18 protein-coding genes and 1 tRNA gene are annotated in these 19,923 nt (G+C 68.0%); 11 read left to right on the plus strand and 8 right to left on the minus strand.

Going from position 1 to position 19,923, the window contains the following annotated elements; all coding sequences use genetic code 11:
* Positions 1 to 155: 155 nt before the first annotated feature.
* Positions 156 to 1,616 (minus strand): 30S ribosomal protein S1, encoded by a 1,461-nt coding sequence (gene rpsA, locus U9J23_RS13690; protein WP_006554003.1) that lies wholly within the window; start codon positions 1,614 to 1,616, stop codon positions 156 to 158.
* A 219-nt stretch (positions 1,617 to 1,835) separates the two neighbouring features.
* Here rpsA and U9J23_RS13695 point away from each other — a divergent pair, with 219 nt between their 5' ends.
* Positions 1,836 to 2,744: a class I SAM-dependent methyltransferase gene (locus U9J23_RS13695; RefSeq protein WP_059381065.1), complete on the plus strand. Its 909-nt coding sequence runs from the start codon at positions 1,836 to 1,838 to the stop codon at positions 2,742 to 2,744.
* 7 nt (positions 2,745 to 2,751) lie between these two features.
* Here the strand turns inward: U9J23_RS13695 and U9J23_RS13700 are convergent, their stop codons facing one another.
* Genes U9J23_RS13700 through U9J23_RS13715 form a run of 4 tightly spaced genes read right to left on the minus strand, consistent with a single transcriptional unit; the run spans position 2,752 to position 6,586 of the window.
* A complete protein-coding gene (locus U9J23_RS13700; protein ID WP_059381064.1) occupies positions 2,752 to 3,525 on the minus strand; it encodes an amino acid ABC transporter ATP-binding protein in 774 nt (257 codons plus the stop codon).
* Positions 3,522 to 4,508, minus strand: a complete 987-nt coding sequence (locus U9J23_RS13705; RefSeq protein WP_085468345.1) for an amino acid ABC transporter permease — start codon at positions 4,506 to 4,508, stop codon at positions 3,522 to 3,524. The genes U9J23_RS13700 and U9J23_RS13705 overlap by 4 nt, the downstream gene beginning before the upstream one ends.
* 11 nt (positions 4,509 to 4,519) lie before the next feature.
* Complete coding sequence (locus U9J23_RS13710; protein ID WP_085468346.1) at positions 4,520 to 5,440, minus strand: ABC transporter substrate-binding protein; 921 nt, start codon at positions 5,438 to 5,440, stop codon at positions 4,520 to 4,522.
* A 60-nt stretch (positions 5,441 to 5,500) separates the two neighbouring features.
* A complete protein-coding gene (locus U9J23_RS13715) occupies positions 5,501 to 6,586 on the minus strand; it encodes an isocitrate/isopropylmalate dehydrogenase family protein (RefSeq protein ID WP_272268734.1) in 1,086 nt (361 codons plus the stop codon).
* 19 nt (positions 6,587 to 6,605) lie between these two features.
* Here U9J23_RS13715 and U9J23_RS13720 point away from each other — a divergent pair, with 19 nt between their 5' ends.
* The 3 genes from U9J23_RS13720 to trxA all read left to right on the plus strand — a co-directional run bounded on the left by U9J23_RS13720 (position 6,606) and on the right by trxA (position 8,971).
* Entirely contained in the window at positions 6,606 to 7,124 is a 519-nt protein-coding gene (locus tag U9J23_RS13720) for a 2'-5' RNA ligase family protein (protein ID WP_059381061.1), read from the plus strand.
* A gap of 232 nt (positions 7,125 to 7,356) precedes the next feature.
* A complete protein-coding gene (locus U9J23_RS13725; RefSeq protein ID WP_326598402.1) occupies positions 7,357 to 8,436 on the plus strand; it encodes a GlxA family transcriptional regulator in 1,080 nt (359 codons plus the stop codon).
* Positions 8,437 to 8,599: 163 nt separating this feature from the next.
* The gene (gene trxA, locus U9J23_RS13730) at positions 8,600 to 8,971 is read left to right on the plus strand and encodes a thioredoxin (RefSeq protein WP_016691445.1); all 372 of its coding nucleotides are present in this window, start codon (positions 8,600 to 8,602) and stop codon (positions 8,969 to 8,971) included.
* A 105-nt stretch (positions 8,972 to 9,076) separates the two neighbouring features.
* Here the strand turns inward: trxA and polA are convergent, their stop codons facing one another.
* Positions 9,077 to 11,800 (minus strand): DNA polymerase I, encoded by a 2,724-nt coding sequence (polA, locus tag U9J23_RS13735; protein ID WP_326598407.1) that lies wholly within the window; start codon positions 11,798 to 11,800, stop codon positions 9,077 to 9,079.
* A gap of 255 nt (positions 11,801 to 12,055) precedes the next feature.
* Here polA and U9J23_RS13740 point away from each other — a divergent pair, with 255 nt between their 5' ends.
* From U9J23_RS13740 to U9J23_RS13755, 4 genes are read left to right on the plus strand one after another with little or no spacing between them, the layout of a single operon-like run.
* Positions 12,056 to 13,426 carry a branched-chain amino acid ABC transporter permease gene (locus U9J23_RS13740; RefSeq protein WP_085468349.1) on the plus strand — a complete coding sequence of 457 codons (1,371 nt, stop codon included), beginning with the start codon at positions 12,056 to 12,058 and terminating at the stop codon, positions 13,424 to 13,426.
* 3 nt (positions 13,427 to 13,429) lie between these two features.
* Positions 13,430 to 14,419 (plus strand): branched-chain amino acid ABC transporter permease, encoded by a 990-nt coding sequence (locus U9J23_RS13745; RefSeq protein WP_059381057.1) that lies wholly within the window; start codon positions 13,430 to 13,432, stop codon positions 14,417 to 14,419.
* Positions 14,412 to 15,446 carry an ABC transporter ATP-binding protein gene (locus U9J23_RS13750; RefSeq protein WP_059381056.1) on the plus strand — a complete coding sequence of 345 codons (1,035 nt, stop codon included), beginning with the start codon at positions 14,412 to 14,414 and terminating at the stop codon, positions 15,444 to 15,446. The genes U9J23_RS13745 and U9J23_RS13750 overlap by 8 nt, the downstream gene beginning before the upstream one ends.
* Entirely contained in the window at positions 15,443 to 16,267 is an 825-nt protein-coding gene (locus tag U9J23_RS13755; protein ID WP_059381055.1) for an ABC transporter ATP-binding protein, read from the plus strand. The genes U9J23_RS13750 and U9J23_RS13755 overlap by 4 nt, the downstream gene beginning before the upstream one ends.
* A 40-nt stretch (positions 16,268 to 16,307) precedes the next feature.
* Here U9J23_RS13755 and U9J23_RS13760 read toward each other — a convergent pair whose 3' ends face one another.
* Together U9J23_RS13760 and U9J23_RS13765 are read right to left on the minus strand one after the other, a co-directional pair.
* Positions 16,308 to 17,639 carry an ABC transporter substrate-binding protein gene (locus tag U9J23_RS13760; RefSeq protein WP_326598413.1) on the minus strand — a complete coding sequence of 444 codons (1,332 nt, stop codon included), beginning with the start codon at positions 17,637 to 17,639 and terminating at the stop codon, positions 16,308 to 16,310.
* 186 nt (positions 17,640 to 17,825) lie between these two features.
* On the minus strand, positions 17,826 to 18,440 hold the full coding sequence (locus tag U9J23_RS13765; RefSeq protein WP_016691452.1) for an ANTAR domain-containing response regulator: 615 nt from the start codon (positions 18,438 to 18,440) through the stop codon (positions 17,826 to 17,828).
* Positions 18,441 to 18,547: 107 nt separating this feature from the next.
* On the opposite strand from U9J23_RS13765, the gene U9J23_RS13770 reads away from it, so the two are divergent.
* From U9J23_RS13770 to lexA, 3 genes are all read left to right on the plus strand, one after another.
* A tRNA-Leu gene (locus U9J23_RS13770) sits at positions 18,548 to 18,624 on the plus strand.
* Positions 18,625 to 18,703: 79 nt separating this feature from the next.
* A complete protein-coding gene (locus U9J23_RS13775; protein ID WP_059381053.1) occupies positions 18,704 to 19,237 on the plus strand; it encodes a hypothetical protein in 534 nt (177 codons plus the stop codon).
* 14 nt (positions 19,238 to 19,251) lie between these two features.
* On the plus strand, positions 19,252 to 19,914 hold the full coding sequence (gene lexA, locus U9J23_RS13780; protein ID WP_085468351.1) for a transcriptional repressor LexA: 663 nt from the start codon (positions 19,252 to 19,254) through the stop codon (positions 19,912 to 19,914).
* The last annotated feature ends 9 nt before the right edge of the window (positions 19,915 to 19,923 follow it).

A 19,923-nucleotide genomic window follows, 5' to 3' on the forward strand; every position in this document is an offset into this window, starting at 1 on the left:
CCTGCCATCGACGACACACGAAGACCGGCCCCCTCCGATTCGGAGGGGGCCGGTCCCGTCGTGGCCCGGGAGCCACTGTGCCGCAGCAACGATGACCCCGGGAACGCGGACGACCCCGCACCGAATGGTGCGGGGTCGTCCGTCGAAGCGCTGTATCAGGCGTTACCCGACAGCTTCTCGCGCAGAGCGGCGAGCTGGGCGTCGCTCGCGAGCGATCCACCGGTGGTCTCCGGAGCCGCCTCGGCACCCGACTCGGAGGAGTAGTTGCTACCGGACACGCCGGCTGCAGCCTCGGCAGCCTCGTCGGCAGCCATCTTCTCGATCTGAGCGGTGTGCATCTTGTGGCGACGCTCGGCCTCCGCGTAGCGGGACTCCCACTCCTCACGCTGCTTCTCGTAGCCCTCGAGCCATTCGTTGGTCTCGGGATCGAAGCCCTCGGGGAAGATGTAGTTGCCCTGCTCGTCGTAGCTGTCGGCCATGCCGTACTTCGACGGGTCGAACTCGGCCGTGTAGTCCTCGTTCGCCTGCTTCAGCGACAGCGAGATACGACGACGCTCGAGGTCGATGTCGATGACCTTGACCATCGCGTCGTCGCCGACGGCAACGACCTGGTCCGGGACCTCGACGTGGCGCTCGGCCAGCTCGGAGATGTGGACGAGGCCCTCGATGCCCTCCTCGACGCGGACGAACGCGCCGAACGGAACGAGCTTGGTGACCTTGCCCGGCACGATCTGACCGATCGCGTGGGTGCGGGCGAACTGACGCCACGGATCTTCCTGCGTCGCCTTGAGCGACAGGGAGACACGCTCGCGGTCGAGATCGACGTCGAGAACCTCGACGGTGACCTCGGTGCCGACCTCGACGACCTCGGACGGGTGATCGATGTGCTTCCAGGACAGCTCGGAGACGTGCACGAGGCCGTCGACACCGCCGAGATCGACGAAGGCGCCGAAGTTGACGATGGAGGACACGACGCCCTTGCGGACCTGGCCCTTCTGGAGCTGGTGCAGGAACTCGCTGCGGACCTCGGACTGGGTCTGCTCGAGCCATGCGCGGCGCGACAGGACCACGTTATTGCGGTTCTTGTCGAGCTCGATGATCTTGGCCTCGATCTCCTTGCCGACGTAAGGCTGGAGGTCGCGGACGCGACGCATCTCGACGAGCGACGCGGGCAGGAAGCCACGCAGGCCGATGTCGAGGATCAGGCCGCCCTTGACGACCTCGATGACGGTGCCCTTGACGGCCTCGTCCTTCTCCTTGAGCTCCTCGATCGTGCCCCAGGCGCGCTCGTACTGAGCACGCTTCTTGGACAGGATCAGACGGCCTTCCTTGTCCTCCTTGGTGAGAACAAGAGCCTCGACCTCATCGCCCACCGACACGACCTCGTTGGGGTCGACATCGTGCTTGATGGAGAGCTCGCGGGACGGGATGACGCCTTCGGTCTTGTAACCGATGTCGAGCAGCACCTCGTCGCGATCGACCTTGACGATGGTGCCCTCGACGATGTCGCCATCGTTGAAGTACTTGATCGTGGCGTCGATGGCGGCGAGGAAATCCTCGGCGGAGCCGATGTCGTTGACGGCTACCTGCGGCGAGGTGACGGTGGTGGAGGCCATGTGTTGAGTTGCTCCGGACGGGTTGATAGTCGGTTGGTCAAATTCGGTCGGGCACGTGAAACACCCACTGCGATACGGCGATGTGCGAGTCACGGCGAGTTCCTCGCTCGGCCCTGGAGCCGAACTGCGGACACTCGCGATCACCAGGCTACGCGCTTCGAGGGGACCCGGGCAAACCGATATCGGGGCCACTCCCCCGCACCCGATAGGCTCACACCCATGCCGGGCTCCGCGAACACTCCTTTTCCAGACCTTTCGGGCGCCCCGGAGGGAACCGACGACGAGGCCGCGCGGCACGCGGACGCCGAGACGATCCTCGGCGAGACCCGACCCACCCGGACCCGCCTCGGCTCCCTCGAGAGCGAACGCGCGAACCGGGTCTGGTGGGACGCCGACACCGACGACTACCACCGCACGCACGGCGAGTTCCTCGGCGTGGACTCGGCCGCCGGGGAGTTCGTGTGGTGCCCGGAGGGCCTGCACGAGGGCGATGTGCAGTTGCTCGGCCCGGTTGCCGGACGCGACGTCCTCGAACTCGGGTGCGGTTCGGCACCGTGCGCCCGCTGGCTCACCGGGCAGGGGGCCCGGGCGGTCGGGCTGGACATCTCCATGGGGATGCTGCAGCGCGGACGCGCTGCGATGACCGGTTCCGGCCCGACGGTTCCGCTCGTACAGGCCGGCGCCGAGAACCTGCCGTTCGCCGACGGAAGCTTCGACATCGTGTGCTCGGCGTTCGGCGCGGTGCCCTTCGTCGCCGATTCCGCCCGGGTGATGCGCGAAGTGGCGCGGGTGCTGCGACCCGGCGGGCGATGGGTGTTCTCCGTGAACCACCCGATGCGGTGGATCTTCCCCGACGATCCGGGCGAACAGGGCCTGGTCGCGATGTTCCCGTATTTCGACCGGACCCCCTACGTCGAGGTGGACGCGACGGGCCGGGCGACCTACGCCGAGCACCACCGCACCGTGGGCGATCGGGTGCGCGAACTCGTCGCCGCCGGCCTCGAGGTCTACGACATCGTCGAACCCGAGTGGCCCGAGCATCTCGACCGCGAGTGGGGGCAGTGGAGCCCGCTGCGCGGTTCGATCTTCCCGGGCACCGCCATCTTCTGCAGCCGCAAACCCGCCTGATCCCGACTCACAGCAGCCGGGACAGGAACTCCCGGGTCCGGCTCTCCTTCGGGTCGGCCAGCACCTGGCGGGGATCACCGGCCTCGACGACCACGCCGCCGTCCATGAACACGAGCTGATCGGCGACCTCCCGCGCGAAGCCCATCTCGTGCGTGACGACGACCATCGTCATGCCGCCGTCGGCGAGATCGCGCATCACCGCGAGCACCTCGCCGACGAGTTCGGGGTCGAGGGCCGAGGTGGGCTCGTCGAACAGCATGAGCTTGGGATCCATGGCGAGCGCGCGGGCGATCGCGACGCGCTGCTGCTGGCCGCCCGAGAGCTGCGCGGGATAGGCGTCGACCTTGTCGGCCAGCCCGACCCGCGCGAGCAGGTCCCGGGCCTTCTCGACCGCCTCGTCACGCTTGAGCTTCTTCACGAGGATCGGCGCCTCGATGACGTTCTCGAGCACGGTGCGGTGCGGGAACAGGTTGAAGTGCTGGAACACCATGCCGATGTCGCGGCGCTGTTTCGCGGCGGCCCGCGGGTGCAGTTCGTACAGTTTCGAACCCCGTTCGGCGTAGCCGACGAGATCGCCGTCGACGTACAGGCGACCGGCGTCGACGCGTTCGAGGTGGTTGATGCACCGCAGGAAGGTCGACTTGCCGGATCCGGACGGACCGATCAGGCAGGTCACCTGGCCGCGCCCCACCTCGAGCGAGATGCCCTTGAGCACCTTGACGGCGCCGAAACTCTTGCAGACCCGGTCGGCCCGCACCATCGGCGTCTCGACGGACGTCATATGTGTTCCTCCCCCGGTGCGCCGGGCTTCGGCGTCGGCTTGCCAGCCCCGGTGACCGGTACGTTCTGTGCGTCGGCGAGTGCCTGCAACTGACGGGCCGTGAGCTGCCGGCTCAGGCCCTTCGAGTAGTGCCGCTCGAGGTAGTACTGGCCGATCATGAGCAGGCTGGTGATCGCCAGGTACCAGGTCGCGGCGACGAGCAGCAGCGGGATCGGCTGGAAGTTCGCACCCGAGATGTCGCGGGCACGGCCGTACAGCTCGAGGCTGTAGGGCACGGCGGCGACCAGCGAGGTGGTCTTGAGCATGCTGATCAGCTCGTTGCCGGTCGGCGGGATGATGACCCGCATCGCCTGCGGCAGGACGGTGCGGCGGATGGTCTGCGACCACGACATGCCGAGCGCCGTGGACGCCTCCAGCTGCCCCTCGGGCACGGAGGTGATGCCGGCGCGCACGATCTCCGCCATGTAGGCCGCCTCGTTGAGTGCCAGGCCGATGACGGCGAACAGGAACGCCGCGTTCAGGCCCTGCACGTCGATGTGGACGAACTGGTGGACGAACGGGATCCCGAGGTCGATCTGTTTGTAGATCGACGGGAACAGTCCCCACAGCACGAGCTGGACGTACACCGGGGTACCGCGGAAGACCCACAGGTACAGCCACGCGACGGAACGCAGCACGGGATTCGGGGACAGTCGCATCACCGCGAGCACCACGCCGAGGACGACGGCGATGGCCATGGCGAGCACCGTCAGCTGCACGGTCTTCCATGCGGCTGCGGTGATGCGGGCGTCGAACAGGTACTGGGCGTAGATGTCCCAGCGGTAGGCCTCGTTGGTGGCCGCTCCCCAGGCGAACAGCCCGAGTGCGATCAGGACGATCGCGCCGGAGATCCATCGTCCGGGATGTCGCAGGGGTACTGCGCGTATCGGCTCCGGTTCGTCCGGTCGCGGTTCCGCGGATCTCGCGGACGTGGACTCGCTCATGGTTCCCTTTCTCAGCTCGTCGCGCCGTTGATCTGCGACGTGGTGATCGCGCCGTCCTCCATGCCCCAGCGCGCGGTGATCTCGTCGTACGCACCGGAGTCGATGAGGTACTGCACTGCCTGCTGCAGTACGGGACCGAACGGCGACCCCTTCGCGACGACGAATCCGTAGGGCGCGGCGTCGAAGACCTCACCGGCCGGTTCGAGTCGTTCCTCGCTGCGGGCGATGACGTACGCCGTGACCGGCGAGTCGGCGGACAGTGCGTCCACCCGGCCGAGGATGAGGGCATTGGCAGCCTCGTCCTGGCTGTCGTACTTGACCTTGTCGATGGGCGGCAGCCCGCGGGCGACGCATTCCTCGCTCTTCGCGGGGACCTCCTCGAGGTCCTCGATGGTGGTGGTCTGTACCGCCACCCGCAGTCCGCACGCGTTGTCGGGGTCGACGGATTCGCCGGTGCGCTGCGCCCACTGCACCCCGGCGCTGTAGTAGGTGACGAAGTCGACCGATTCCTCGCGTTCCTTCGTGTCGGTGAACGACGACGAGCCCATCTCGAAGGTGCCTGCCTGGACGGCCGGGATGATCCGGTCGAAGTCGGCTTCGTTGAGCACCGCCTCGAGTCCGAGGACGTCGCCGAGGGCCTGGACGAGTTCGACGCCGAAGCCGACGATGGTGCCGTCGTCGTCCTTGAACTCGTTGGGGGCGTACGGGACGTTCACCCCGACCTCGAGGGTGCCGCCGTCGGCGATGTCGGGCGGCAACCGGTTCGCGATGGCGTCGACCTTCTCGACGGTGACGCGGTCGCCGGGCGGCACGGTCGATTCGCTGTTCACCACGCACCCGGTCGCGAGGGCGAGCACCGCCGCTCCCGCCGCCAGCCTGCTCAGGGTCCGGACACGACGACGCCCCCACGAGGTCGCGCGGCGGGTGTGCACTGCTCGATTCACAGTCGCACAGTATCCAACCCGGGAGGGGTCCGAATGCAAACCCGAAGCTCAGGCTTCGAGGCGGGCGATGACGGCGGCGGTGAACTCGTCCGTCGACGCGGTGCCACCGAGGTCGGCGGTCGCGACACCCGCCGCGACGGTCGCGCGCACTGCGTCCTCGATGGCGCGGGCGGCCGCGGAGAATTCGATGTCCGCGCGTGCACCGACACGGTCGAGAAGCATGGCGGCGGAGAGGATCAGCGCGATCGGGTTGGCGCGGCCCTGCCCGGCGATGTCGGGTGCGGCGCCGTGCGCGGCCTGGGCCATGGCCTTGGTGCGCGACGCGTTGATAGACGCCGCGGTGCCGAGCGAGCCGGACAGTTCGGCGGCGAGGTCGGACAGGATGTCGCCGAACATGTTCTCCGTCACGATCACGTCGAAGTCGGCGCCGCGGCGGACGAGCAGCGCGGCCATCGCGTCGACGTGCTGGTCGTCGACGGTGACGCTCGGGTAGAGACGACCCACTTCCTGACACACGTCCCGGAACAGGCCGGTCGTGCGGGCGAGCACGTTGGCCTTGTGCACGATGGTCACGCGCTTGCGGCGACGCGACGCGAGGTCGAAGGCGGTGTGCGCGATGCGTTCACAGGCGGCGCGGGTGATCACTCCGACCGCGAGGGCGATGTCGGGTGTGGGCATGAACTCGCCGCTGCCGACGGCCATGTTCCGGTCGGCGTAGAAACCCTCGGTGTTCTCCCGGACGACGACGAGATCCATCTTCGGTGACACCGACGCCGCTCCCGGCAGTGCGCACGCCGGCCGGATGTTCGCGTACAGGTCGAAGTGCTTGCGGATCCGGCCGCCCGGAGTGAGCTGACCCCGGAACTCGGGTGGGTACGAGGCGCTGTCGTGCGGGCCGAGGATCCACGCGTCGAGCTCCGTGAGGGTGTCGAGGGTGACCTGCGGCAGCGGGTTACCGTGCGTCTCGATCGCGGAGGCACCGACGGGCAGCGGCACCCAGTCGACTGCGACCCCGGCTGCCGCGACGGCGGTATCGACGATCCTGCGGGTCGCCGGCACGATCTCGGGACCGATGCCGTCCCCCTCGAGAAGTCCGATGCAATGAGTCTGAAGCGTTGCGGTGTCGTCGGTCACCCGGTCATCATTGCCTACCGTGGTCCAGTCGGTGGAACTCCTCCTCGACGCCCCGCTCGACACGGCGGTGCGCGACGAGTGGACCAGGCTGCTCGACGCCGGTCTGCACAGTCAGGGACGCGTCCTTTCCGAATCCAACCGCCCGCACGTGACGATGTTCGTTGCGCATGCCGTGCCGGACGAGCTCGAGGACGCGCTGCGAGCCGCCATCACGGTCCGGCGGATCACCCTCCGGCTCGGTGGCGTGGTGATCTTCGGTGGCCGGTACGCGACGCTCGCCCGCACGGTCGTGCCGTCGATCGAACTGCTCGAACTCCAGGCACGGGTGTTCGAGGTACTCGCGGAGTGCCCCGGGATCCCCGCGCACATCCGGCCGGGCGAGTGGACGCCCCACGTCACCCTCGCGCGGCGGGTGCCGGCCGCGCGCATCGGTGCGGCAGTTCTGGCGGCGCAGACGCCGGAACGGCAGCTGACCGGGTCGAGCGCAGGAGTGCGGCGCTGGGACGGCGAGGCCAAGCGGGAGTGGCTGCTCACCTGAGCAGAGGTCGGTGCGCGGTTCAGAAGCGGTAGTCGCCGAACTGAGTCACTTCCATGTGGGTGTCGGGCGTGCGTTCGGTGAGGGCCAGCACGTCGAGGAGGAGGAAGACCGCCAGAAGTACGAGGACCAGCAGGATCATGCCTCGAGCCTGCCGCGCCGAGGTCCCACCCGACAGTGGCAGAGTAGTCGGAAAACATCGATTTTCTGCCACCGCGGTGTCACACTGGGTTGCGTGTCCGGAACACCTGGAACCACCGGCCGGCTCGAGAAGGTGATCGTCCCCGTCCTCCCCTATGTCGAGACCTTCGAACTCGGCGTGGCGTGCGAGGTGTTCGGCTTCGACCGCTCCGACGACGGCCTGCCCACCTACGACTTCCACCTCGTCGCCGCGACCTCCGATCCGGTGCGCACCCGCTTCGGCTACACCATCGAAGTGCCTCACAGGCTCGATCTCCTCGACGACGCCGACCTGATCCTCCTGCCGGCGGTGAACAGCGACGGCATCGCGCTCGACGACGAGCGCCTCGAACCGTTGTTCGCGAAACTGCGGGCCGCCGTCGACCGCGGCGCGCGCGTGGCGAGCATGTGCACCGGGGCGTTCATCCTCGGCGCGGCCGGGTTGCTCGACGGGCGTCGCTGCACGACCCACTGGATGCACGCCGATCGTCTCGCCCGGACGTATCCGACGGCGCAGGTAGACCGGGACGTGCTCTACGTCGACGACCATCCGGTCCTCACCGCCGCGGGCACTGCGGCCGGCATCGACCTGTGCCTCCACATCGTCCGTTCCGCCCAGGGCGCCCAGGTCGCCAACATGATCGCCCGGCGCATGGTGGTGCCACCGCACCGCGACGGTGGGCAGGCCCAGTACGTCGCGATGCCGCTGCCCGAATGCAAGGACGAGTCGCTCGCGCCGTTGCTCGACTGGATGAGCGAGCACCTCGACCGGGAACTCCCGGTGGCCGCGCTGGCGCAGAAGGCGCACATGTCGGCGCGCACCTTCGCGCGGCGGTTCGTCGCCGAGGTCGGGGTCACGCCCGCGCGCTGGCTCCGCGACCAGCGGGTCCTGGCCGCGCAGCGCCTGCTCGAGGAAACGGACCTTCCGATCGACGTGGTGGCCGACCGCGTCGGTTTCGGCACCGCTGCCGTGCTCCGTCAGCATTTTCTGCGCCTGCGGCAGACCACTCCGCAGGCCTACCGCCGGACCTTCCGGCGGTCCGTCGAGCCCGTCGGCGTGGAACGCCGCAACGAGGTCGGCGTGGGACGCCGCAGTCGGGTCGGTGGGGAACACCACGAGCCGGTCGGCGTGTGACGCATCCCTCGATCGGCACCTCCCGACAGCACCCCCGGATCGGACACGTCACGTAGCGTGGCGGAAGGAACCCCGTCACGACGCGTGACGGCGGGAACGAACGGGAAGAAACAACGGCGGCCGGATGTTGGACCCGTCGACACGCCCGACCGAAAGGATTTCCGTGGCAACCAAGGCTCTCACCCAGCAGGACTTCGACGAGGTCGTCACGAGCAACGACATCGTGCTCGTGGACTTCTGGGCCGACTGGTGCGGCCCCTGCAAGCAGTTCGCCCCCACCTTCGAGGCATCGTCGGACAAGCATCCCGACGTCGTGCACGCGAAGGTCGACACCGAGGCCGAGCAGGCCATCGCGGCGGCGGCGAACATCCGCTCGATCCCCACGATCATGGCGTTCCGCGAAGGCATCCTCGTCTACAACCAGGCCGGTGCTCTTCCGCCCGCCGCGCTCGAGGATCTCGTCTCGCAGGTCAAGAACCTCGACATGGACGATGTGCGCAAGCAGATCGCGGAGGCTCGTGCCGAGCAGGGCTGACCCACTCGCGTCGACGGCGCCCGTCCCCGGTGATCCGGGGGCGGGCGCCGTCGTCCGTACGGTGTGGACCTGCGGCCGGTGTCCCTGCGACTCGGTGTCCGCGACTCAGTGCGCCGCGGCGTCCCAGCTGCGGCCGTAACCGACCGAGACCTCGAGCGGCACCGACAACTCGATGACGGAGTCCATCTTGTCGCGCACGAGCGCCTCGACCTGTTCGCGCTCGGCCTCGACCACTTCGAGCACGAGTTCGTCGTGCACCTGCAGCAGCATCCGCGACCGCAGTCCGGCCTCGCTCAGTGCCTTCTGCACGTCGATCATCGCGACCTTGATGATGTCGGCGGCCGTGCCCTGGATGGGGGCGTTGAGCGCGGCGCGCTCGGCGACCTCCCGGCGCTGCCGGTTGTCGCTGTTGAGGTCGGGCAGATACCGGCGGCGACCGTAGAGAGTGGAGGTGTAGCCGACCTTGCGGGCCTCCTCGACCACGTTGTAGAGGTAGTCGCGCACGCCGCCGAAGCGGGTGAAGTAGGCCTCCATCTGCTCGCGGGCCTCGTCGGTGGAGATCTTCAGCTGCTGGGCGAGCCCGTAGGCGCTCAATCCGTAGGCGAGGCCGTAGGACATCGCCTTGACGCGGCGACGCAACTCCGGGGTGACCTCCTCGAGCGGCAGCCCGAACGCCCGCGATGCCACGAAGGTGTGCAGGTCCTCGCCCGTGCGAAATGCCTCGATGAGCCCCTCGTCGGCCGACAGGTGCGCCATGATGCGCATCTCGATCTGGCTGTAGTCGGCGGTGAGCAGCACGTCGAATCCGTCGCCCACCACGAAACCGTCGCGGATCCGGCGACCGGCCTCGGTCCGCACCGGAATGTTCTGCAGGTTCGGCTCGGTCGACGAGAGCCGGCCCGTCGCCGCGACGGTCTGGTTGAAGGTGGTGTGGATGCGACCGTCGTCGGCGATGGACTTGATGAGTCCGTCGACGGTGGTCTTCATCTTGGTGTGCTCACGGTGCGCGAGCAGGTGTTCGAGGAAGGGATGGCCCGTCTTGTCGAACAGGTTCTGCAGGGCGTCGGCGTCGGTGGTGTAGCCGGTCTTGGTCTTCTTCGTCTTCGGCATCTCGAGCTCGTCGAACAGCACCACCTGCAGCTGTTTCGGCGAGCCGAGGTTGATCTGCTTGCCGATCACCTCGTAGGCGGCGTTCGCGGCGGCGGCGACCTGGGCCGCGAATTCGGACTGCAGGTCGTGCAGGTGCGTCGAGTCGACGGCGATGCCGGTGGCCTCGAGTTCTGCGAGGACCTCGAGCAGGGGCAGTTCCATCTCGGTGAGCAGGCGCACCGATTCGATGTCCCCGAGTTCGGTGTCGAGGGCCGCGGCGAGGTCGACGACGGCGCGCGCCGCGAGGATCTGGGACTCGGCCGCCTGCGCGTCGGCGGAGTCCTCGTCGTCGAGCAGCGAGAGTTGTTGCGCGCCGGCGTCTTCCACCCGCAGCTCACGCTTGAGGTAGCGCAGCGACAGGTCGTCGAGCTTGAACGAGCGCTGCCCGGGCCGCATCAGATAGGCGGCGAGCGCGGTGTCGCTGGTGATGCCGGCGAGCGTCCAGCCGCGTCCGCGCAGCGCGTGGATGGCGAACTTCGCCTCGTGCACGGCCTTCTCCACGGCGGGGTTCGCGAGCCATGCGGCGAGGGCGTTCTCGTCCTCGGGGGTGAGCGCCACGGTGCTCACGTAGGCGCCCTCACCGTCGGCTCCGGCGACGGCGATCGCGGTCGCGTCGCCGCCGTAGGGGGTGTCGGTGCCCACCACGGCGAGGCCGTGACGTCGACCCGCCGGGGCGTGTTCGGCGAGCCAGTCGCCGAGGGCACCCGGCTCGACGATCCCGCCGCGCACCTCGAAACCCTCCTCGGCCTCGGGCTCGGCCGAGGAGAGCGTCTCGAACAGCCGGTCGCGCAGCACCTTGAACTCGAGGTCGTCGAACAGGCGGTGGATGCGGTCGCGGTCCCACGGGGCGAGGGCGAGCTGTTCGGGGGTGTACGGCACGGCCACGTCGCGCACCATCTCGGTGAGCTGGCGGTTGAGCAGCACGTTGGACAGGTTCTCCCGGAGCGCGTCGCCGGTCTTGCCGCGCACCTCGTCGACGCGGTCGACGAGTCCGCTCAGGCTTCCGTATTCGCGGATCCACTTCGCGGCGGTCTTCTCGCCGACGCCGGGGATGCCGGGCAGGTTGTCGCTCGGGTCGCCGCGCAACGCCGCGAAGTCCGGATACTGCTGGGGAGTGAGTCCGTACTTCTCCTCCACCGCCTCGGGAGTGAACCGCGTCAGATCGGAGACGCCGCGCCGCGGATACAGCACCGTGATGTCGTTGTTCACGAGCTGGAGCGCGTCGCGGTCGCCCGTGACGACGAGCACCCGGAAGCCCTGGGCGTGCGCCTGTGTCGCGAGCGTGGCGATGATGTCGTCGGCCTCGTAGCCCTCGATCGCCATCACCGGGATCCCCATCGCGCCGAGGACGTCCTTGGTGAGGTCGATCTGCCCCTTGAAGTCGTCGGGTGCGGCGCTGCGCTGGGCCTTGTAGGCGGCGAACAGTTCGGCACGGAAGGTCTTGCGACTGACGTCGAATGCCGCCGCGACGTGCGTGGGCTGCTCGTCGCGCAGCAGGTTGATGAGCATGGAGGTGAACCCGTAGACCGCGTTCGTGGTCTGCCCGCTGTGGGTCTTGAAGTTCTCGGCGGGCAGCGCGTAGAACGCGCGGAACGCGAGGGAATGGCCGTCGAGGAGCAGCAGGGTCGGGCGGTCGTCGGTGGCCGCGGTGGACGTCGCGGAAGTGGATGCACGGGTCACGCGTGTCAGTCTAGGGACCGAGGACGACAGCGTCGGCCACACCGCCCGACCGGTGCCTCTCCGGCATGCGTGAACACTCGTTGTCCGAAGAAACGAGACCGAAACGTCCGGGTGATCCAATTTTTCCCGTGGACGTGCGATCCAGCCGCTAGAGTCCCCTGTCACGACACCGTAGTCCGGCGTCATCGCGGTTCGCGTCGACGCCCCGGGCGCAGTGCCGCGCTCGATGACAGCGCATCAACCGGGAGGACCTGCGTGGCCCCTACCTCGGGATGTCGGCAACGACCGACCTCGACCCTCCACCGATCGGTCCGCGCCGCACTCGTCACGCTCGCGAGTGTCCTGTTCGTCCTCGTGGGCGCCGGCCTCTCCTCCGCGCAGGATCCACCGGACCCACCCTCACCACCCGCTGACACGGCACCGGCCGCACCCGACGAGGAGTCCGCGGACGGGGTGATCGTCCGCGGAACGCTCAACAATGCCGGAGAACGACTCGACGGTGTCGTCGTCCGTGCGACCACCGAGAGCGGCGAGGTGGTCACCGAGACGGAGTCCGCCGACGGTGGGCGCTGGGAACTCACCGTTCCGCCGGGCACGTACGTCTTCGAGGTCGACACCGAGAGCCTGCCCGACGACGTCACCGTCCAGACCTCGGTGACCCGTGATGTCGCTCCGGGACGGGCGAACACGGTGATCTTCTCGTTCGGGGAGGCGCGTAGCGGTTCGACGGTAGCGTGGGGCGAGACGCTGGTGCGCACGATCGTCGACGGTCTGCGTTTCGGTCTGGTCATCGCGATCGCCGGAGTGGGCCTGAGTCTGATCTTCGGCACGACCGGCCTGACGAACTTCGCCCACGGTGAGCTGGTCACCCTCGGGGCGGTCGCGGCGTGGATCTTCAATGTCACCCTCGGTGTCCAGCTGATACCGGCCACGATCCTGGCGGTGATCGTCGGCGTCATCATCGGCCTGCTCAACAACGCACTCGTCTGGGCTCCGCTCCGGCGCCGCCACACGGGCCTGATCGCCCAGCTGGTGGTGTCGATCGGCCTCGCGATCTCGTTGCGCTATCTCATCCTGGCGTTCTACTCCGACCGCACCCAGCCGTTCGACGACTACCAGGCACAGCAGCAGCTCGTGTGGGGGCCGATCGCGATCACCCCGGTCAACCTCGCGTGCATCGTGCTCAGCCTGGTGGTGCTCGTCGGGGTCGCCCTGCTGCTGCAGCGCACCCGGATCGGCAAGGCGATGCGCGCGGTGGCCGACAACCGCGACCTCGCGGCATCGTCGGGGATCGACGTCGAACACGTCATCCGCTTCGTGTGGGGTCTCGGTGGTGGGCTCGCCGCGCTCGGCGGGGTGCTGTTCGGCCTGTCGGAACTCGGCGGGCGCGTGCAGTGGGAGATGGGTTTCAAGCTGCTCCTGCTGATGTTCGCCGGCATCATCCTCGGCGGCCTCGGCACCGCCTACGGCGCACTGGTCGGCTGCGTCGTGGTGGGACTGCTGGTCCAGTTGTCCACCCTCGTGATCAACCCGGACCTGAAGTACATCGGCGGTCTGCTCGTACTCATCGTCATCCTGGTCATCCGCCCCCAGGGCATCCTCGGCAGTCGGACAAGGATCGGATGACCCATGGATATCGTTTCGGTACTCCAGGTTTCCTTCGCCCAGCTCATCGGCCCGTCGGCGATCTTCTACGCGCTGCTCGCGATCGGCCTGAACCTGCACTACGGCTATGCAGGGCTGCTGAACTTCGGCCAGATCGGTTTCGCCCTCCTGGGCGGTTACGGCGTGGGCATCATGACCGTCACCTACGACCAGCCGTTGTGGGTGGGCATCCTCGTCGGCCTCGCACTGGCAGGTCTGCTCGCGCTCGTCCTCGGCATCCCCACCCTGCGGTTGCGGGCCGACTATCTCGCCATCGCGACGATCGCCGCGGCGGAGATCCTGCGGCTGATGTTCCGCTCGACCGCGTCCGACTCGGTGACCGGATCGACCCGCGGCCTGTGGGGTTTCGCCGACCCGTTCACGTCCCTGAGCCCGTTCGATTCGAGTCGCCAGTACAACCTGCTCGGTATGCGGTTCTACGGCGACGACCTGTGGGCGATGGTTGTCGGCTGGACCCTCGTGCTGTTGTTGTGCGGCCTGGTCTACCTCCTCTCCCACAGTCCGTGGGGGCGGGTCCTCGAGGCGGTGCGTGAGGACGAGGACGCTGCCCGCGCGCTCGGCAAGAACGTCTTCGCCTACAAGATGCAGGCCCTGGTACTCGGCGGCATGATCGGCGGTCTCGGCGGCATCTTCAACGCCCTGCAGACCAAGTCGATCAACCCCGACTTCTACTCGACCGCGCAGACCTTCTTCGCGTTCGGCGCATTGATCCTCGGGGGTGCGGGAACGGTCTTCGGACCGGTGCTCGGCGCCATGATGTTCTGGTTCCTGCTCACCCTCCCGGATGCCTTCCTGCGTCAGGCGATCGCCGGACCCGACCCACTGCTCCCGCTCACCGAACAGCAGGTCGGCGCGATGCGGTACGTGCTGCTCGGCATCCTCATCGCAGTGATGATGGTGTTCAGGCCACAAGGCATCCTGGGAAGCAAGCGGAAGGTGCAACTCGATGCCTGACACGACCCGACCCGACCCGACACCGCCGCGCACGGTCCTCGGCGCGGACGCACGCGCCGCGCTGTTCGCCGGCGTCGACCGCACCCCCGGCGCCGCCAAACCCGACCCGATCCTCGTCGTCGACGATCTGTGCCGCACGTTCGGCGGCCTCAAGGCCGTGGACGTGAGCCATCTCGAGATCCAGCGCTCGTGCATCACCGGCCTGATCGGCCCGAACGGCGCCGGCAAGACCACCCTGTTCAATCTCCTCACGGGCTTCGACCGCCCCGATACGGGCACCTGGGCGATGGACGGCGTCCCGCTCGGCCGGCTCCATCCCCATCAGGTGGCGCGACGCGGGATCGTCCGCACCTTCCAGCTCACCAAGGCGCTGTCGAAGCTGACGGTCCTCGACAACGTCCGCCTCGGCGCCCGGCACCAGACCGGCGAGCGCATGGTCGGCGCACTGCTGCCGTGGACGTGGCGCCACCAGGAACGCGAGATCACGGCGCGCGCATACGAACTGCTCGACCGTTTCGGTCTGGCCGCGAAGGCCGACGACTTCGCCGGTTCGTTGTCCGGCGGCCAACGCAAACTGCTCGAGATGGCTCGTGCGCTGATGACCGAGCCGACCGTCGTCATGCTCGACGAGCCGATGGCCGGCGTCAATCCGGCGCTCACGCAGAATCTGCTGGGACACATCAAGACCCTGCGCGACGACGGGACGACGGTGGTGTTCGTCGAGCACGACATGGACGTCATCCGCGACATCTCCGACTGGGTCGTGGTGATGGCGCAGGGTTCGGTGATCGCGGAGGCACCGCCGGACGCCCTGTCGTCCGATCCGGCCGTGGTCGACGCCTATCTCGGCAGTCACCACGACCAGGCACTCGAATTCGACGACGAGGGCAATCCCGTGGGCGCGACCGCCGAACTCGCCGACGCACTCGCGGACGCGGAAGCACAGACCCTCGAGGCCGGAGGCGACCTGTCCGATCCCGATGCGGCGTCGACCGACGCGACGGCCACGACCCTGGAGAAGCCGTGAGCGACAACATCACTCCTGCACCCACCGGGACGACGCCGGCGGAACGTGCCGCGACCCCGGAAGAACATGCGCGCCTGGCGACCGGAGCTCTCCTGCGCGCCGACGATCTCGTGGCCGGTTACTTCCCCGGGGTCGACATCCTGCGCGGTTGCAACTTCTACCTGCGCGACGGTGAGATCGTGGGCATCATCGGCCCGAACGGAGCCGGCAAGTCGACCCTGCTCAAGGCGTTGTTCGGCCTCATCCCCATCCGCAGCGGCATCGTCACGCTCCGCGGGGACGAGATCACCTCGGCGCCCGCACACATCCTGGTGCGCAAGGGGATCGGCTACGTGCCGCAGACGCAGAACGTGTTCCCCTCACTGACCATCGAGGAGAACCTCGAGATGGGGATCTATCTGCGTCCGAAGGACTTCGAGAAACAGTTCGAGCGGGTGGCGTCGTTGTTCCCGTTGCTGTCCGAGCGCCGGAAGGTCAAGGCGGGAGCGCTCTCCGGTGGTGAGCGGCAGATGGTCGCGATGGGCCGCGCGCTGATGATGGAGCCGTCGGTACTGCTCCTCGACGAGCCGTCGGCGGGACTGTCGCCGATGTTCCAGGACGAGGTCTTCATCCGCTGCAAGAAGATCAACGCGGCGGGGGTGTCGATCATCATGGTCGAGCAGAACGCGCGTCGCTGCCTGCAGATCTGCGATCGCGGATACGTTCTCGACCAGGGCCGCAACGCGTACACCGACACCGGCAGCAATCTCATGCACGACCCGAAGGTCGTCGAACTGTATCTCGGCACTCTCGCCGGCAGCCGGGAGAAGCGGAAGGGGTGACCGCCCACCGGCGATCACCCCTTCTCTTACGACCTGCGGGTCACTCCCCCACGATGATGTAATCCTCGGTGGTGAGGGTGTTGTCGGGACCGAACACGAGTCGGCCGTACGAGCCGACACCGGGCTCGCCCGCGTCCACGAAGGTGAGTTCGCCGGTGGCACCGTCGTAATCGATGTCCTCACCCGCGCGGAGAAGGTCGAGGCACTGCTGGTAGCTGGTGCACTTCTCCCCGTCGCGGGTCACCGAGTTGATGTTCGCGGCGATGTCCACCCCGGCGGTCGACCCTGCCTGTTCCGCGGCCAGCGCCGAGACGATCACGGCGTCGTAGGACTCACCGGCGTAGTTGAAGTCGATCAGACCCGGATCGACGCCGAGCAGTCGCTGCTGGAACTCCTCGCCGGTGTCGGTCAGCGGCGTGGTGCCCGCCATGCCGTCGAGCAGCCCCTCGGCGACGTTCTCACCCAGCGCGTTCCCCATGTTGCCGTCGACCCCGAAGACCGCCATGCCGTCGGACGGGCCGATGCCCACCTCGTGCATGCGGGTGATGATCTTCGCCGACTCCTCGAAGCCGATGAGCGCCACCGCATCCGGTGCGAAGTTGGCCACCTGGTCGACCTCCGCGTTGAACGACTGCGCGTTGGGGTCGTAGATGATCTTCTGGATCTGATCCTCCGGGATACCGGCGTCGACGAGATTGGTCACGGTGTTCTCGGCGAGACCGGTGCCGTACGGATCGTTCAGCGCCAGGATCGACACGCGCTGCGCCCCGTCCTCGGCGATCAGCTGCGCGAGCGCCTGCGCCTGCAGCACGTCGGTCGGGGCGGTGCGGAAGTACAACCCGCGGTCGGCGTAGCAGACGAACTGGTCGGAAGTGTTCGCCGGGGAGAACTGCACCACGCCGGCACTGACGATCTTGTCGATGACCTTGAGCGAGACCGACGACGAGGCGGCGCCGACGATCACCTGGGTGCCGTTGGCGAGATGCCGATCGACGGTGGTGTTCGCGGTGTCGGTCGTCGTGTCCCCGGAATCGCCCGGGAACAGTTCGACCGGCTGGTCGAGAACACCGCCCGCGGCGTTGATGTCGTCGACGGCGAGCCGGACGGCAGCGACCTCGGGCGGTCCGAGGAAGGCGAGACTGCCGGTCTCGGGGAGAATCGTGCCGATCTTCAGCGGTCCCGTGGCGGGAGTCGCCCCTGCTGTGGCCTGCTGTGGTTCGCAGTCGGTCTCGACGGTCGTCGCCGCCGCCGACCCCTCGTCACCGGCCGACGTACCGGATGCCGAATCGTCGCTGTCCGAACCACACCCGGCGAGGGCGAGCGTCGCAACACCGAGTACCGCTACGGCGCGGACCAGAGTCCGTCTTGCCATTCAACTCTCCTTCGAACGCCTGACACCGCATCCGGCGGATTCCGGATGTGGTCGAAACATAGCGGTCCGAAGCACCCTGCGAACCGGGCCGAAATCCTTGTGATACGACCGTTATCTGCGGGGCGGAGATTTGATGTGGCGGTAACGCGCCGGGGCACCGTGAGCACGCGAAACCGGTTCGCGCGCCTAGCCGGAGGTGTCGTCTCCGAGGGTTTCGAGAACGACCACCGCGACCTGCTTCATGGTGGTGCGGCGGTCCATCGCGGCACGCTGGATCCAGCGGAACGCCTCCGGTTCGGTCATGGCGTGCTTCTCCATGAGCAGCCCCTTGGCCCGGTCGACGAGCTTGCGGGTCTCGAAGCGCTCGTTGAGCCCCTGGACCTCACGCTCGAGCTCGCGCAGCTCGGAGAAGCGACTGACGGCCACCTCGATGGCGGGCACGAGATCACTCTTCGAGAACGGCTTGACGAGATAGGCCATGGCGCCTGCATCACGGGCGCGTTCGACGAGTTCGCGCTGACTGAAGGCTGTGAGAATAACCACAGGGGCGATGCGACGCTGTGCGATCTCCGAGGCGGCGTCGATGCCGTCGCGGCGCGGCATCTTGACGTCCATGATCACCAGGTCGGGCCGGAGCTCCTCGGCGAGTTCGACGGCACGCTGCCCGTCGCCGGCCTCACCGACCACCTCGTAGCCCTCCTCGCGCAGCATCTCGACGAGATCGAGCCTGATCAGGGCCTCGTCTTCCGCTACGACGACCCGACGCGGAGTTGGTGTGCTGTCGTGCGGCGCGGAGGTCATGGTCGGGCCTTCCCCTCGGTACTGGCGGTCCCCGGTGCAGGGTCGAACGTAAGAAGGGTACCGGTGCGCGCCCGCTTCGCCCGATCCTCTACAGTGGTGTCCGCAACGCCCCCGTATCCCAATTGGCAGAGGAAACGGATTCAAAACCCGTCCAGTGTGAGTTCGAGTCTCACCGGGGGCACCACTTTTCGGTTCGCGCCACACGGTCGGGGGAAGCGTTCCGCATCCCGTCGATTCCCGCTCCGTTGTCGTAATGTTCCGGCGTGAGTATCTGGGTTCCTGTCGTCGTTGCACTCGTCACCGCGGTGGTGTCGTGGGCGGCTGTACGTCTGTCGCGCGAGCTGTCCCGTCGAAACCTCCGGACCCGGATCGCAGCCGATCTGGCCATCTACAACGGACTCGGCGACGAGTTCCGGAAGCGCCCCCTGCGGGAGAGTGTCGACGCCCGGTTGTGGCAGCTCGCGGCCCAGTCGATGCCGTTGGCGCCGGGATCGCGTCCGAAGCCCCGGATCCGTCGGATCCTGGCCCTGGTCGCCGTGGTGCTCGTCGCCGTCGGAGCGCTCGTGTTCCTGGAACTCGTCTCGGGCATCCGGGAGAACGACTCGGCCCGGGTGGTGCTCGCGCTGCTGAGCGGTGTCGTGGTCGGATTCTCGATTCCCGGTCTGTCCGCCGATCCGGCGGAGTTGCAGGAGCGGCAGCTCATCCGGGCGTTGCGGGAGCGGCGGGCCATGGAACAGTTGCAGAACGGGCAGAGCTCGGCCGCCGGTACTCCCCCCGACCTGGCGGAGACCGCGTAGCTACGATTCTCCGGGTGACCGGTTACGACGAGTTCGACATGTTCGGGGGCCTCGACCCCGCTTCCCTGCCACTGCGCCAGCAGCAGATCCTGGCCGCGATCCGCGACTGGATCGTCGCGCAGGGCTCGTCGCCGAGCACCCGGCAGATCGCCGAATCGGTGGGTCTGCGGTCGACGTCGACGGTCTCGAAGCATCTGAAGAGCCTCGAGGACAAGGGATTCCTCCGCCGCGGGACCGCTGTGGCCCGACAGCTCGACGTACGCCCCTTCCTCGGTGCGACCGGCGGTGAACGCGCCTCCGACGACACCGTGACCGTGCCCGTCGTCGGCGACATCGCCGCAGGCACACCGATTCTCGCCGAGGAACACACCGACGACATGCTCACGCTCCCCCGCGATCTGGTCGGCTCCGGCACCGTCTTCGCGCTGCGCGTGCGCGGCGACTCGATGGTCGACGCGGCGATCTGCGACGGCGACACCGTGGTGGTGCGGCGGCAGCACGAGGCCCACTCCGGTCAGATCGTCGCGGCGATGATCGACGGCGAGGCGACGGTCAAGGTGTACCGGCGCCGCGGCGGCCATGTCCACCTCGAACCGCGGAACTCCGCCTATCCCGTCCTCGACGGCGACGAGGCGGTGGTGCTCGGCACCGTCGTGTCGGTCATGCGCCGCATCTGACCTCGGGTC

It is taken from the genome of Rhodococcus sp. PD04, assembly GCF_035918275.1.
Classification (GTDB): domain Bacteria; phylum Actinomycetota; class Actinomycetes; order Mycobacteriales; family Mycobacteriaceae; genus Rhodococcus; species Rhodococcus rhodochrous.